Here is a 15212-nt window from a genome sequence, read left to right as displayed (position 1 = left end):
TGGTCATGCCGGGCGATAATGTGAGTGTGACGGGTGAGCTGATCAGCCCGATCGCGATGGATCAAGGGTTGCGGTTCGCGGTGCGCGAGGGCGGCAAGACCGTGGGCTCCGGCGTTGTCACCGAAATTCTGGCGTAAACATGACTGCTGTCGCATGACAGCATTGGAGTATTGAGATGCGAGAGATTATCGATTTGGCGTGCATGATCTGCAAGCAGCGGAATTATTCCACGATGAAGAATAAGAAGAACGATCCGGATCGTTTAGAACGGAATAAGTTCTGCAAGTTCTGTCGGAAGCACATTGCCCATAAGGAAGTGAAATAGTCTGGGTTGCCGGCGCAATGGCTGGGTTGCCAGCTGTCGTAGGGGCATGGTGTCAATGGTAGCACATCGGTCTCCAAAACCGAGAGTCTAGGTTCAAATCCTAGTGCCCCTGCCAAGCGCTACGTAGCGGACGGGACAGGCTCGATCTTGGTGGCTGGGTGGAGAATGGGGCTGTTGGCCGAGTGTGGTGGAGCACAGTTCCTCTCGTAAGGGTGAAGGTGAGGCGCGCATGTTCAGTAAATTGACGGGTTCTATCCGGGAGTTCTTCAGTGATGTGCGTGGGGAGCTGAAGAAGGTGTCGTTTCCGACTCGGGCGGAAACGGTCGGGTCGACGACCGTGGTCATTGTGTTTTGCATCATCATGTCGCTGTATCTGTCGTTCATCGACTCGTTTCTCGTGTGGGCGGTCAGCAAGATTCTGTAAGGCGTGGGCTGCGAGTGAGAGCGGCTGCATGGCGCATAGTCAATTAATGATCCGAGGGTAGGGCATGGCAAAGAATTGGTACGTCATTCATACCTACGCTGGATTTGAGGGGCGGGTGAAAACCAGCTTGCTCGAACGGGCCAACCAAATGGGATTGGTCGAGAAGCTGGGGCAGGTACTCGTGCCGACGGAAGATGTGATCGAGATCAAGGATGGCAAGCGTCGAACCTCCCGGCGGAAGTTCTTCCCCGGGTATGTGATCGTGGAGCTGGAATCGCCGCTCGTCGATGAAACCTTGCAGATGATCAAGGAGACGCCGAAGGTCACAGGGTTTGTGGGCGGCGGTGCGGTGCCGATGCCCTTGTCGACGGAAGAAGTGGATTCGTTGCTGAAGCAGGTCGACGCGGGCGCGTCCGGACCGCGCGAACAGGTGAAATTTATCAAGACGGACAATGTGCGGATCATCGATGGTCCGTTTCTCGGATTTAACGGTGTGGTGGACGAGGTGGATCAGGACCATAGCCGGCTCAAGGTCTTGGTCAGTATCTTCGGGCGCTCGACACCGGTGGAGCTTGGGTTCATGCAAGTGGAGCGGATTTAACTCTGAGATGGTCAAACGCGCGTAGCGTAGGAGTGTAGGACATGGCGAAAGAAGTATCGGCACAGATCAAGTTACAGATTCCGGCAGGGAAAGCGAATCCCGCTCCCCCCGTCGGACCGTCGCTGGGACAGCACGGCGTCAATATCATGGAGTTTTGCAAGCAGTTCAACGCAAAAACCCAAAAAGAGGGAGACAGCATCATCCCGGTGGTCATCACGGTCTACAAGGACCGGTCGTTCACCTTTGTGATGAAGACTCCGCCGGCGTCCGACCTGTTGAAGAAAGCGGCCGGAATTATTAAGGGGTCTGGCGTTCCGCAGAAAGATAAGGTCGGAAAGATCACGAAGGCGCAGTTGCGGGAGATCGCACAAAGGAAAATGACGGATCTCAATGCCGCCGATCTCGAGGGTGCGATCAAGATCATCGAGGGTTCGGCGCGCAGTATGGGAGTCGTGGTTCAAGGGTAGTATTCTGCCCATGCGGGGCGGCTCTGTGTGTCCGCGCAGCGCGCGGACTCAGCCTGGGCGGGAAATTGTGTGTGAGGGTGTAAGGGAGAAATCGCAATGGGAAAGAAGATGAAGGCGGCGGTAGAAAAGCTGGAGCCGCGGGCGTATAGCCTGCGCGAGGCAGTCGAGGCGGTGAAACAGTCGGCGTTTGCCAAGTTCGATGAATCGGTCGATCTGGCGCTCCGTCTGGGCGTGGATCCGAAGCGGGCGGACCAGATGGTGCGTGGCACGACTTCGTTGCCGCATGGCACGGGGAAGACCGTTCGCGTCTTGGTGTTTGCCAAGGGCGAGAAGGAGCAGGAGGCACGGCAGGCTGGCGCTGACTTCGTCGGATCCGATGAGCTGATGGAGAAGGTCAAGGGCGGATGGCTGGAGTTCGATTGCGCCATCTCCACACCGGATCTCATGGCGGCGGTCGGAAAGCTCGGAAAGGTGTTGGGGCCCCGCGGGCTCATGCCGAATCCGAAAACAGGAACGGTCACCTTTGATGTCGGCAAGGCCGTAACGGAAATCCGAAAAGGCCGTGTGGAATATAAAGTCGAAAAGGCCGGGATCATTCAGGTGCCGGTCGGGAAGGTCTCCTTTAAGCCTGAGCAGCTGCACGAGAATGCGTCGGCGGTTCTTGAGGCCGTGATCAAGTCGAAGCCGGCTTCGTGCAAGGGGCGCTATCTGATGAGCGCGACGATCTCGAGCACGATGGGGCCTGGCGTACCGCTTGATGCGATGGCGTTGGCTAAGGAATGGAGTTAGTCCGGGTGTCGCAGCGCGGAAGGGGAAGGGTTGGATTATGAAAAAGGACGAGAAAGCGACAGCGGTTGCGGAGTTGACAGAGCGATTTGGCCGTGCGCGGCTCGCGATTGTCACCGAGAGTGCGCGGCTCTCCGCGAACCAGGTGACGGAGCTTCGTAAGCAATTGCGAGGCGCCAATGCCGAATACAGGGTCGTCAAGAACACGTTGGCTGTCCGTGCTTCCGAAGGGACGATCTTCTCGGGAGTGACGGGCTACTTGAAGGGGCCGACGGGATTGGTGATCGGCTATGACGATCCGGTGCTTCCCACGAAGATCCTTCGGGATTTCATCATGGCGGAGAAGCGCGAAGAGAAGATCAAGATCACCATCGGCGTCCTGGAGGGCAAGGTGGTGCAGCCGGCCGAGTTGGCGGCTGTGGCCAAGTTGCCGAAGAAGGAAGTCCTGATTGCGATGTTGTTGTCGGCCATGCAGGGTCCGGCGCGCGGTCTGGTGTATACACTCAGTGCGGTTTTGTCGAAATTTGTGAGAGTCATTGCGGCCATTCAGGATAAACGAAAAGGAGACGGGGATATGTCAACGACAACGACGAAATTATCACAGGAAGAATTGATCAAGGCCATCGAGACGATGAGTGTGCTCGATTTGGCGGACCTCGTGAAGGGGTTAGAGACCCGCTTCGGTGTCACGGCCGCCGCGCCAGTCGCCGCAGCCGCTCCTGCTGCAGGTGCAGCCGCTGCAGCCGAAGAGAAGACCTCATTTGACGTGGTGCTCGTGTCTGCTCCGGCGGACAAGAAGATCCAGGTCATCAAGGTTGTCCGCGAGCTCACGAGCCTTGGTTTGAAGGAAGCCAAAGATTTGGTCGAAGGCGCGCCGAAGCCCGTGAAGACCGGTGTCACGAAGGAAGAATGCGACAGCATGAAGAAGAAGCTCGAAGAGAGCGGCGCCAAGGTCGAGATCAAGTAGCCTCGATTTGACCAGTCTCAGTGTCTGTGGGTGCCCGCTCCGTGCGGGCACCCAAGCCTAACCAATTGTAGTGGAGGTCCGGGGAATGTCCGAAACGACTCTGCAAGAGTTCGTCGAACGGAAAGATTACTCGCGCATTCATAGCAGCATCGAAATTCCGGATCTCATCGAGATCCAGAAGCGCTCCTATGAGGAGTTCCTGCAGCGAGAGGTCGAGCCGGAACGTCGCAAGGATCATGGGCTCCAGGCGGCCCTGGCGAGTGTTTTTCCGATTCCTGATTACAACAATACGGCCGTCTTGGAGTTCACGAGCTACACGCTCGGCACCCCGAAGTACGATGAGCGGGAGTGTCTGGAGCAGGGGATGACCTATGCCGTCCCCCTGAAGCTTCGGGTGCGCCTGGTCGTGTTCGACAAGGAAGACAAGGGCTCCAAGAAAAAGGTGCTCGATGTCCGTGAGCAGGAAGTCTATGTCGGCGAACTGCCGCTCATGACGGAACGCGGGACTTTCATTGTCAACGGCACGGAACGTGTGGTGGTGAGTCAGTTGCACCGGTCGCCCGGCGCCTCGTTCACGCACGACAAGGGCCGCACGCACTCCAGCGGTAAAGTGTTGTACTCCGCCAGAATTATTCCCTACCGTGGATCGTGGCTGGACTTCGAGTTCGATGCCCGCGACATCCTCTACGTGCGGATTGACCGTCGGCGGAAAATGCCGACGACCATTCTGTTGAAGGCGTTCGGCTTTTCCGGCGACGATTTGCTCAAGATGTATTACCCGGTGGAAGAAATCCGGGTGTCTAAGGGCAAGATGTTGCGTAAGCTCGACCCTGAGATCCATCAAGGGTTGCGTTGCTCGGCTGAAGTGTTTGATAAGAGCGGCAAGGAGTCGCTGGTCAAGGAAGGCGCCAAGCTCACGAAGGGGCTCATTGCGAAGCTGAAGGCGGCAGGCGTGAAAGAAATCCCGCTGGCGCCGAGCGAGTTGATCGGCCGTGCGGTGCTGACCGAACTGGTGGACTCCAAGAAGAACCAGATCGCGGAAAAGAATCAGCGGCTCACGGCTGAGATCGTCGAAGCGTTGCTTGAGAGCGACATCGAGGAATTTCAGGCGATCTACTTTGATACGGTCACATCGACGCCGGTGATCATGGATACGCTGGAGATGGATAAGACCACCTCGAAAGAGGAGGCCATGGTTGAGATCTATCGTCGCTTGCGGCCGGGGGAAACACCCTCCGTCGACACCGCGCGAGCGCTCTTCGACAATCTCTTTTCGAATTCCAAGCGGTATGATCTTTCGCCGGTCGGGCGTTTGAAGTTGAACAAGAAGCTGGGCCTGGATCTGCCGTTGGAGCAGCGGACGCTGACCGCGCAGGACATGGTCGAGGTGATCCGGTATCTCGTGAACTTGAAGCTGGGCAAGGGCGAAATCGACGACATCGACCACTTGGGGAATCGTCGCGTTCGGTCGGTCGGCGAGTTGCTGGAGAACCAGTTCCGGCTCGGGTTGGTCCGCATGGAGCGGAGCATCAAGGAGCGGATGAACTTGCTGGATATGGAAACGGTGCTGCCGCACGATTTGATCAATGCGAAGCCCGTCGTCGCTGCGGTCAAGGAGTTCTTCAGCAGCAGCCAGTTGTCTCAGTTTATGGATCAGACGAATCCGCTCGCGGAAATCACGCATAAGCGTCGGTTGTCCGCCCTCGGTCCCGGCGGGTTGACCCGTGAACGGGCCGGTTTCGAAGTGCGTGACGTCCATCCGTCGCACTACAGCCGTATCTGTCCGATCGAAACGCCGGAAGGTCCGAACATTGGTTTGATTACGTCGCTGGCGACCTATGCGCGCATTAACAAATTCGGATTTATCGAAGCACCCTATCGCAAAGTCGTGAAGGGGCGAGTCACCGACGAGATCGAGTTCCTCTCCGCCATCGAAGGGGACAAGTACATTATCGCGCAGGCGAACTCGCCGATCGATGCGTCCGGTCGCTTGCTGTCTGAAACCATCTCGGCGCGATCCGCCGGGGACTTCGTGACGGCTACGTCCGACAAGATCGAGTACATGGACGTGTCGCCGAAGCAGGTGGTCAGCGTGGCCACGGCCTTGGTGCCGTTCCTGGAGCATGACGACGCCAACCGTGCCTTGATGGGATCGAACATGCAACGTCAGGCTGTGCCGCTGCTCGTGTCCGAGTCCCCGCTCGTCGGGACTGGCATGGAGGCGGTGGTGGCGCGTGATTCAGGTTATGTGGTGCAGGCGAAGCGAGCCGGCGTGGTGGAAAGTGTGGATGCCACGCGAGTGGTGGTGCGCGCCGATTCGAAGGAAAGCAAGAAGCGGAACGATGTCGGGTTGGACGTATACGACCTGATCAAGTTCCAGCGGTCGAATCAGAATACGACCATCACGCAGACGCCGGTGGTGCGGCTCGGGCAGCCAGTCAAAGTCGGGCAGGTTTTGGCTGACGGTCCCGCCATCGATCACGGCGAATTGGCTTTGGGGAAGAATATCCTCGTCGCCTTCATGCCCTGGGGCGGCTACAACTTCGAAGACGCCATTCTGCTGAGCGAGAAGCTCGTGCGGGAGGATGCGTTTACCTCGATTCACATTGAAGAGTTCGAGGTCGAGGCCCGCGATACCAAGCTGGGCAAGGAAGATATCACGCGCGACATTCCGAACGTCGGAGAGGAAGCGCTGCGCGACCTCGATGAGAGCGGGATCATTCGCATCGGAGCCGAAGTGAAGCCGGGCAACATTTTGGTCGGCAAGGTGACGCCGAAGGGCGAAACCCAGCTGACGCCGGAAGAAAAGCTGCTGCGGGCCATCTTCGGCGAAAAAGCGGGCGATGTGAAGGATACGTCGTTGACGGTGCCGCCGGGCGTCGAGGGCATCGTCGTCGATGTGAAGATCTTCTCGCGCAAGGGTCTCGATAAGGACGAGCGCTCCAAGAGCATCGAAAGCGAAGATGTGATGAAGCTCCAGCGTGATCACCACGAGGAGCTCCGCATTATCGATGAAGAAAAAACGAAGAAAGTCAGAAAGCTGTTGCTCGGCAAGGTGGTCGGGCGCGACTTGATGGATCCGGAAAGCGGCGATGTCATTCTGAAGAAGAAGGGTAAGCTGACGGCCGAGATTCTCAAGCGGTTGCCGGATGAAGCGGTCCGGTACATCATCCTGAGCGATCCTGACGAGCAGAAAGAACTGGAAGATGTCGATCGGCGGGCGAAGGAGCAGATCGAGATTCTGCAGACGCTGTACGACGAGAAGGTTGGCCGTCTGAAACGGGGCGATGAGCTTCCGCCGGGCGTGATCAAGCTCGTCAAGGTCTATGTCTCGATGAAGCGCAAGATCCAGGTCGGCGACAAGATGGCCGGCCGGCACGGGAACAAAGGCGTGGTCTCGCGGGTGTTGCCCGAGGAAGATATGCCTTGTTTGCCGGACGGGACGCCAGTGGAAATTGTGCTCAATCCGCTCGGTGTGCCGTCGCGTATGAACGTCGGTCAGATTCTGGAAACGCACCTGGGGTGGGCGGCGAAGGCGCTGGGCATCAAGGTGGCGAGTCCGGTATTCGACGGCGCGTCGGAAACGGAAATTAAGGCCTTGCTCAAGGAGGCAAACTTGCCGACCAGCGGGCAGACGATGTTGATGGACGGGCGGACCGGCGAAATGTTCGGCAGCCCCGTCACGGTCGGGTACATGTACGTTCTGAAGTTGCACCATTTGGTCGACGACAAGATTCACGCACGGTCGATCGGTCCTTATTCGCTCGTCACGCAGCAGCCGCTCGGTGGTAAGGCGCAGTTCGGCGGCCAGCGGTTGGGAGAAATGGAAGTGTGGGCATTGCAGGCCTATGGCGCTGCATCCACGCTGCAAGAGTTCCTGACGGTGAAATCGGATGACGTGCCGGGCCGGTCGCGGATGTACGAAGCGATCGTCAAGGGCGAGCCATTCCTGGAGCCTGGATTGCCCGAGTCGTTTAACGTCTTGGTCAAAGAGTTGCAGAGCTTGGGTCTCGACGTCGAACTGGTCAAGTCGCAAGACTAACCATTTGTGTGCCGGCCGTCGCGCCGGCATCAGAGGAGGTTACTACTTTGGAAGGCGTCTATACATTGTTTGAGAAGCCGCGCGATGCGGTTTCATTCGATTCGATGCGGATTAAGATCGCGTCGCCGGAAAAAATCCGGTCGTGGTCGTACGGCGAAGTGAAGAAGCCGGAGACCATCAATTACCGGTCGTTTAAGCCGGAAAAAGACGGACTGTTTTGCGCGAAGATTTTCGGTCCGATCAAGGATTGGGAGTGCAATTGCGGCAAGTACAAGCGCATGAAGCACCGCGGCATCGTCTGCGACAAGTGCGGCGTCGAAGTCATTCAGTCCAAGGTCCGCCGGGAGCGCATGGGCCACATCGAGCTCGCGGCTCCGGTGGCGCACATCTGGTTCCTCAAGGGCGTGCCGAGTCGGATCGGAACCTTGTTGGACATGAGCCTGAAGGGGCTGGAGCGCATTCTCTATTTCGAGAGCTATGTCTGCGTCGATCCAGGATCGACAGATTTGACGGAGAAGGAGCTGGTTTCGGAAGAGAAGCTCCGCTCGCTCCAATCTGAATACAGCCCCGGGTCCTACAAGGTCGGCATCGGCGCCGATGCCATCCGGGAGTTGCTCCGCAAGATCGACATCGCGGCCAAGTGGGATGAGATCAAGGCCAAGGCGAAGACGTCGGCCTCCGCCGCGTTGAAGAAGAAGTACGCCAAGCAGTTGAAAGTCATCGAGGCCTTCCGTAAGTCCGGCAACATGCCCGAGTGGATGATCATGGATGTGATCCCGGTGCTGCCCCCGGAATTGCGCCCGCTCGTGCCGCTGGACGGTGGACGGTTTGCGACCTCGGATCTGAACGATCTGTACCGCCGCGTCATCAATCGGAACAATCGCTTGAAGCGCCTGATCGAATTGAAGGCGCCGGGCGTGATTATCCGAAACGAAATGCGGATGTTGCAGGAAGCGGTAGATGCCCTCTTCGATAACGGCCGTCGCGGTCGCGCGATCCGTGGCCCTAACAAGCGTCCGCTCAAGTCCTTGAGCGACATGTTGAAGGGTAAGCAGGGGCGCTTCCGTCAGAACTTGCTCGGTAAGCGGGTCGATTACTCGGGACGAACCGTCATCGTCGTGGGACCGGAGCTCCGGTTGCACCAATGCGGATTGCCCAAGAAGATGGCGCTCGAATTATTCAAGCCGTTTATTTTCCACAAGCTGGAAGAGCGCGGCGCGGCGACCACCATCAAGAGTGCCAAACGTTTGGTCGAGAAGGAACGTCCGGAAGTGTGGGACGTGCTCGACGAGGTGATTCGCGAGCATCCTGTGCTGCTGAACCGTGCGCCGACGTTGCACCGGTTGGGTATCCAGGCGTTCGATCCCGTGTTGGTCGAAGGCAAGGCCATTCGGTTGCATCCGCTGGTTTGCGCCGCGTTCAACGCCGACTTCGACGGAGACCAGATGGCGGTCCACGTGCCGTTGTCAGTCGAAGCGCAGGTCGAGGCGCGCGTGTTGATGATGTCGATCAATAACATTCTCTCGCCTGCCAACGGCAAGCCGATCGCGGTGCCGTCGCAGGACATGGTGCTCGGCTGTTATTGGCTGACCAAAGAGCGTGGCGGCTGCAAGGGCGAGGGGAAAGTGTTCGGCTCGCCGGAGGAAGTGCGCATTGCATTCGACTCGGAAGCCTTGGAAGTCCATGCACGGATCAAGGTGCGGGTCGAGGGCGCGCTCGTGCAGACCACGGTCGGCCGAGTGATCTTGTCGGAAGTGCTGCCTCCGGGGATGCCTTTCGCCAACGCGAATAAGCTCATGACCAAGAAAGAAATGACGAAGCTCATCGATACGGTCTACCGCCAGTGCGGGCACCGTGAGACTGTCACGTTCCTCGACAAGGTCAAGGACACGGGCTTCCACTATGCCACGCGTGCAGGCATTTCGATCTGCGTCGATAATATGCATATCCCGACCAAGAAGCAGGAGCTGTTGGGGAAGGCCCAGCAGGAAGTGAGCGAGATCGAGCGGCAGTATGCCGAAGGTCTGATCACTAACGGCGAACGTTACAACAAAGTGATCGACATCTGGGCCCACGTGACGGAGCAGATTGCCAACGAAATGATGAAGGAGTTGGGCGCAGGCGGCGATCCGAATAAAGCCGAGTCCTTCAATCCGATCTTCATGATGGCAGACTCCGGCGCGCGTGGTAGCTCACAGCAGATCCGTCAGTTGGGCGGTATGCGCGGACTGATGGCCAAGCCGTCCGGTGAAATCATCGAGACGCCGATTACCGCCAATTTCCGCGAGGGATTAACGGTGTTGCAGTACTTCATCTCGACGCACGGTGCCCGTAAGGGCTTGGCCGACACGGCGTTGAAGACGGCGAACTCCGGTTACCTCACGCGTCGACTGGTGGATATCGCGCAGGATGTGATTATCAACGAAATCGATTGCGGCACCACCGATGGCATCATTGTGAGCGCATTGGTTGAGGGCGGCGAAATCATTCAGCCGATCGAAGAACGGGTGCTGGGACGGTTGGCGGCTGAAGATATCCGTGATCCGGTCACGGGCGAAATTATCGTGTCAGCCAATGAAGAGATCGATGAAGATCGGACCAAGGCGATCGTGGAAGCGGCGGTCGATCGAGTGAAGATTCGGTCGGTGCTGACCTGTCAATCGCGCCGTGGAGTCTGTCGTTCCTGCTACGGGCGCGACTTGGCCCGCGGGCGTTTGGTTGAAAAGGGCGAGCCGGTCGGTGTCATTGCGGCGCAGTCGATCGGTGAGCCGGGCACGCAGCTGACCATGCGGACGTTCCACATCGGAGGAACGGCGAGCAAGGTGGTCGAGCAGACGGTGACCGAATCGAAGCATGCCGGCACGATCAAGTTCATGAGCTTCGACGCGAAGAAAAATGCCGACGTGCATAACGCCGGGATCGCGGTCAAAAATAAAGAGGGTGAATGGGTCGTCATGAACCGGAATGCGAAAATCGCCGTTGTCGATGAGACGGGGCGTGAACGCGAGAAATATTCGGTCGTCTACGGCGCCAAGATTAAGGTCAAGGATGGCGGTCGCATCGAGCTCGGACAGAAGCTGGTGGAGTGGGACCCCTATTCGTTGACCATTCTGACCGAAGTCGGCGGCAAGGTGGCCTACGGAGACATCGTGGAAGGTGTCACGATGAAGGAAGAGTTCGACGAGGTCACCGGCCTCTCCCGTAAGGTCATCGTGGAGCATAGCGGCGCAACGTTGCGTCCGCGCGTGTCGGTTAAGGACGAGAGCGGAAAAACGGCCAAAGTGGCAGCAGCGGCCAACGTGGCCCGTTATCTGCTCCCGGTCGGGGCGCACATCTTCGTCGAAAAAGGCGCCGTGGTCACCCCTGGAGACGTGTTGGCCAAGATTCCGCGAGAGACGACCAAGACGAAGGACATCACTGGCGGTCTGCCTCGCGTGGCGGAGTTGTTCGAGGCCAGAAAGCCGAAGGAAACAGCCGTGATCAGCGAGATCGACGGTGAAATTTCCTACGATGGTTTTGTGAAGGGCATGCGCAAAGTGCTCGTCAACAATAAGATGGGCGATATCAAGGAATATTTTATTCCTAAGGGTAAACACGTCAACGTGCACGAGGGTGACTGGGTGCGGGCCGGTGAGCCGCTAATGGACGGATCGGCGAATCCGCACGACATCCTGGACGTGCTCGGTCCGAACGAGTTGCAGAAGTATCTCGTTGACGAAGTGCAGGACGTGTATCGGTTGCAGGGCGTGACGATCAACGATAAGCACATCGAGATTATCGTGCGCCAGATGCTGCGGAAAGTCCGCATCGAGGATCCTGGTGACACGGAATTCTTGCCGGGCAGCCAGGTCAGCAAGATGTTGTTTGACGAAGAGAATGAGCGCGTGGTGGCCAGGGGCGGCCAGCCGGGACTCGGGAAGCCAGTCTTACTGGGTATTACCAAGGCAGCGCTCACTACGGATAGTTTCATTTCCGCGGCCTCGTTCCAGGAAACGACTCGCGTCTTGACGGAAGCAGCGATCAACGGGCGCGAGGACAAGCTGCTGGGCCTGAAGGAAAACGTGATCGTGGGTCGGTTGATTCCGGCGGGGACGGGCTTCGACGAATATCGCGACACGTTCGTTGTGAGTCCTAAGCCGGAGCCTGTGATTGCGGTTCAGGGAGATGCCTCTGCGCTCACACGTGAGGGTGTGGCTGCGGGGTCAGAAGGGTCAACTCGCTCATAATCCCTGCAATATTGAGCCTGACTTGACAGTGAGATGGCGGATCATTATAATCCGCGGGCTCTAGACGTGAAGGTTTGGGCGGATCAGTCAAACTGTGCTGAAGATGAGAGTGACGTACTAATGCCAACGATTAATCAGCTAGTCAGAAAAGGTCGCAAGCTGGCGCACGCAAAGACGAAGAGCCCTGCGCTCAAGTCGTGCCCGCAGAAGCGTGGCGTCTGTCTTCGTGTCTACACCTCGACGCCGAAGAAGCCGAACTCCGCGTTGCGTAAGGTCGCGCGTGTCCGGTTGACGAACGGGATGGAAGTCACGACGTACATTCCCGGTGTCGGCCACAACCTCCAGGAGCACTCCATTGTGCTCGTGCGCGGCGGTCGCGTAAAGGACTTGCCGGGTGTGCGCTACCACATCGTCAGAGGTGCGCTTGACGCGGTCGGTGTGGCGGATCGAAAGCAGAGCCGGTCGAAGTATGGGGCGAAGCGTCCTAAGTAGAAAAGATTTTCTTTGTCGGTAACGAGAGAGTGAATGACACATGCCAAGAACTAGATTTTTAGACCAGCGCGTGACGCTCCCCGATGTGCGGTATCGCGACAAACTCGTCGGGAAGTTTTTAAATATTTTGATGTCTGGTGGCAAGAAGAGCACGGCGGAGCGTATTTGCTACGGAGCCTTCGATGTCATTCAAGAGAAGACCGGTAATGATCCGCTGAAGGTGTTCCGGACGGCGATTGATAATGTGAAGCCGGTCGTCGAGGTGAAGTCTCGCCGGGTCGGCGGCGCCTCGTATCAGGTGCCGGTGGAAATTCGTCCGGCTCGCCGGATGTCGCTGGCGCTCCGTTGGCTGGCTGAGTATTCGCGTACGCGCGGCGGGAAGAGTATGCGCGAGAAGCTCGCGGCGGAGCTGATGGATGCATCGAATAATACCGGGGCTGCGGTGAAGAAGCGGGAAGACGTACATCGGATGGCGGAGGCCAATAAGGCATTCGCGCACTATCGCTGGTAGCGTTGTTCTGTGCCGCAGCTGGGCCGTGCTGCGATTCGTGTAGACGGTGTTGGTCGATCGCAGCGCTTTGTTGGCTCGGTTTGCGGCATATGTATTTTTAGGGGAAGTACGTGGCACGTCAATCACCATTAGAAAAAACTCGAAACATCGGCATCATGGCTCACATTGATGCTGGTAAGACGACGACGACTGAGCGCATCCTGTATTACACTGGGATTTCGCATAAGATCGGCGAAGTGCACGAGGGTGCCGCGACGATGGATTGGATGGAGCAGGAGCGGGAACGCGGCATCACGATTACGGCTGCTGCGACAACCTGCTTCTGGCGTGACCATCGCATCAATATTATCGATACTCCTGGGCACGTCGATTTCACGATTGAAGTGGAGCGTTCCCTCCGGGTTCTTGACGGGGCGGTCGCGGTATTCGACTCCGTCCAGGGCGTCGAGCCTCAGTCGGAGACGGTCTGGCGGCAGGCGGATAAGTATAGTGTCCCGCGAATTGCCTTCATGAATAAGATGGATCGCATCGGCGCTGATTTTTACACCAGCGTGCAGACGATGATTGACCGGCTGGGCGCGAATCCGATTCCGATTCAAATTCCTATCGGCAAAGAATCCGAGTACCGGGGATCGATCGATCTCGTGACGATGAAGGCGTATGTGTATGACGACGAGACGCTCGGTGCCAAGTATAAGATCGATGAGATTCCGGCCGACCTGCTCGATCGAGCCAAGGAATACCGCGCGAAGATGGTGGATGCGGTTGCTGAGTTCGATGAGCAGGCCATGGATAAGTATCTGAATGGTCAGCCGTTAACCGAAGAAGAAATCCGCCGGGCTATTCGTGCAGGTGTGCTGTCGATGAAGATGACGCCGGTTCTCTGTGGGACGGCGTTCAAGAACAAGGGTGTCCAGCAGTTGCTGGACGGGGTCGTGGATTTCCTTCCGTCTCCGCTTGATGTCGAGTCTGTGACGGGCATTGACCCGAACACCGAGAGGGAAATCAAGCGATTCCCCTCTGACGATGAGCCGTTTGCCGCTTTGGCGTTTAAGATCATGACGGATCCCTTTGCGGGTCAGCTCACGTTCCTTCGCGTCTACTCCGGTACGTTGAAGACGGGAACGTCCGTCGCGAATGTGACAAAGGGGACGAGAGATCGTGTCGGGCGTCTGCTGAAGATGCATGCGAATAAGCGTGAAGACATTGATGTGGCCTATGCCGGCGACATTGTCGCGGCCGTCGGGCTGAAGGGTGCGACCACCGGGGATACTTTGGCTGATGAGAAGCAGCCGGTCCTGCTCGAGGTTATGAAGTTCCCTGAGCCGGTCATTGCCATGGCGATTGAGCCAAAGACTAAGCAAGATCAAGAGAAGATGGGGTTTGCGCTCCAAAAGCTGGCGCAGGAAGATCCCTCCTTCCGAGTGAAGACGGACGAAGAGACCTCGCAGACCATCATCGCCGGCATGGGTGAGTTGCACCTGGAGATCATCGTCGACCGCATGATGCGCGAGTTTAAAGTCGAGGCCAATGTCGGAAAGCCTGAGGTGGCCTTCCGGGAGACGATTCGTAGAAAGGCCGAGGCTGAGGCGAAGTACGTCAAGCAGACTGGTGGCCGCGGTCAGTATGGTCATGTGGTCTTGACGGTTGAGCCGGCTGAGTCTGGCAAGGGTTTGGAGTTTATCAATAAGACTGTCGGTGGATCGATCCCCAGGGAGTTTATCCCGGCGATCGAAAAAGGTGTGAAGGAGCGGCTTGATTCGGGCGTGATCGCAGGGTACCCGCTTCGCGATGTCAAGGTGACGGTGATCGACGGATCATTCCACGACGTGGACTCCAATGAAATGGCCTTTAAGATTGCCGGTTCGATGGCGTTCATCGATGCCTGCAAGCGCGCCGACCCGGTGTTGCTTGAGCCGATCATGAAGGTTGAAGTAGTGGTCCCTCAGGACTTCATGGGCGATGTGATCGGGAACCTGAACGGCCGTCGTGGCAAGATTCAGGGCATGAAGGCGCGGGCGGCTGCGCAGGTCATTGATGCCTCGGTGCCGCTCAGTGAAATGTTCGGGTATGCGACGGACCTCCGGTCGCGCACGCAGGGGCGCGCAACGTACAGTATGGAATTCGACCGGTACGATCCGGTGCCTCGGCAGATTTCCGAGGCGATCATTGCGAAGTATCGGGGCGAGTAGTCTGATTGATTCTTGAGTGAGGACGGGAAGGAGCGGTTATGGCGAAGGCGAAATATGAGCGGCGGAAGCCGCATGTGAATATCGGGACGATCGGGCACGTGGACCATGGCAAGACGACGTTGACGGCGGCCTTGACTAAGGTCAGTGCGGACAAGGGCATGGCCAAGTTCATCAGCTAC

Annotated in this window: 13 protein-coding genes, 1 tRNA gene and 1 pseudogene; all 15 read left to right on the top strand. The window is 57.7% G+C overall.

Going from position 1 to position 15212, the window contains the following annotated elements:
* Positions 1-137, top strand: a 137-nt coding sequence (tuf, locus tag NT179_12915; GenBank protein ID MCX5722909.1) for an elongation factor Tu, incomplete at its 5' end; no start/stop codon positions are given.
* A 38-nt stretch (positions 138-175) separates the two neighbouring features.
* Entirely contained in the window at positions 176-325 is a 150-nt protein-coding gene (rpmG, locus tag NT179_12910) for a 50S ribosomal protein L33 (GenBank protein MCX5722908.1), read from the top strand.
* Between the two features lie 40 nt (positions 326-365).
* Positions 366-440: transfer RNA gene (locus NT179_12905), tRNA-Trp, on the top strand.
* A 114-nt stretch (positions 441-554) separates the two neighbouring features.
* Positions 555-749, top strand: coding sequence for a preprotein translocase subunit SecE (gene secE / locus NT179_12900; GenBank protein ID MCX5722907.1), 195 nt, complete (start codon positions 555-557; stop codon positions 747-749).
* A 64-nt stretch (positions 750-813) separates the two neighbouring features.
* A complete protein-coding gene (nusG, locus tag NT179_12895; protein MCX5722906.1) occupies positions 814-1350 on the top strand; it encodes a transcription termination/antitermination protein NusG in 537 nt (178 codons plus the stop codon).
* Between the two features lie 41 nt (positions 1351-1391).
* Positions 1392-1817, top strand: a complete 426-nt coding sequence (gene rplK / locus NT179_12890; GenBank protein MCX5722905.1) for a 50S ribosomal protein L11 — start codon at positions 1392-1394, stop codon at positions 1815-1817.
* A gap of 96 nt (positions 1818-1913) precedes the next feature.
* Positions 1914-2606, top strand: a complete 693-nt coding sequence (rplA, locus tag NT179_12885) for a 50S ribosomal protein L1 (protein MCX5722904.1) — start codon at positions 1914-1916, stop codon at positions 2604-2606.
* Between the two features lie 37 nt (positions 2607-2643).
* Positions 2644-3150, top strand: a pseudogene (rplJ, locus tag NT179_12880) (50S ribosomal protein L10).
* A 27-nt stretch (positions 3151-3177) separates the two neighbouring features.
* Positions 3178-3570 (top strand): 50S ribosomal protein L7/L12, encoded by a 393-nt coding sequence (gene rplL, locus NT179_12875; GenBank protein ID MCX5722903.1) that lies wholly within the window; start codon positions 3178-3180, stop codon positions 3568-3570.
* Between the two features lie 85 nt (positions 3571-3655).
* Entirely contained in the window at positions 3656-7612 is a 3957-nt protein-coding gene (rpoB, locus tag NT179_12870) for a DNA-directed RNA polymerase subunit beta (GenBank protein ID MCX5722902.1), read from the top strand.
* Between the two features lie 47 nt (positions 7613-7659).
* Positions 7660-11838: a DNA-directed RNA polymerase subunit beta' gene (gene rpoC / locus NT179_12865; protein ID MCX5722901.1), complete on the top strand. Its 4179-nt coding sequence runs from the start codon at positions 7660-7662 to the stop codon at positions 11836-11838.
* A gap of 120 nt (positions 11839-11958) precedes the next feature.
* Entirely contained in the window at positions 11959-12330 is a 372-nt protein-coding gene (gene rpsL / locus NT179_12860; protein MCX5722900.1) for a 30S ribosomal protein S12, read from the top strand.
* A gap of 40 nt (positions 12331-12370) precedes the next feature.
* A complete protein-coding gene (gene rpsG, locus NT179_12855; GenBank protein ID MCX5722899.1) occupies positions 12371-12841 on the top strand; it encodes a 30S ribosomal protein S7 in 471 nt (156 codons plus the stop codon).
* Between the two features lie 110 nt (positions 12842-12951).
* The gene (gene fusA / locus NT179_12850) at positions 12952-15033 is read left to right on the top strand and encodes an elongation factor G (GenBank protein ID MCX5722898.1); all 2082 of its coding nucleotides are present in this window, start codon (positions 12952-12954) and stop codon (positions 15031-15033) included.
* 38 nt (positions 15034-15071) lie between these two features.
* The coding region (locus NT179_12845; protein ID MCX5722897.1) for a GTP-binding protein at positions 15072-15212 on the top strand (141 nt) is incomplete at its 3' end.

The organism is Nitrospirota bacterium, assembly GCA_026387665.1.
Classification (GTDB): domain Bacteria; phylum Nitrospirota; class Nitrospiria; order Nitrospirales; family Nitrospiraceae; genus Palsa-1315.
Note: the sequence above shows the minus strand (reverse complement) of the source record. Positions and strands in the feature narration are given on the sequence as shown.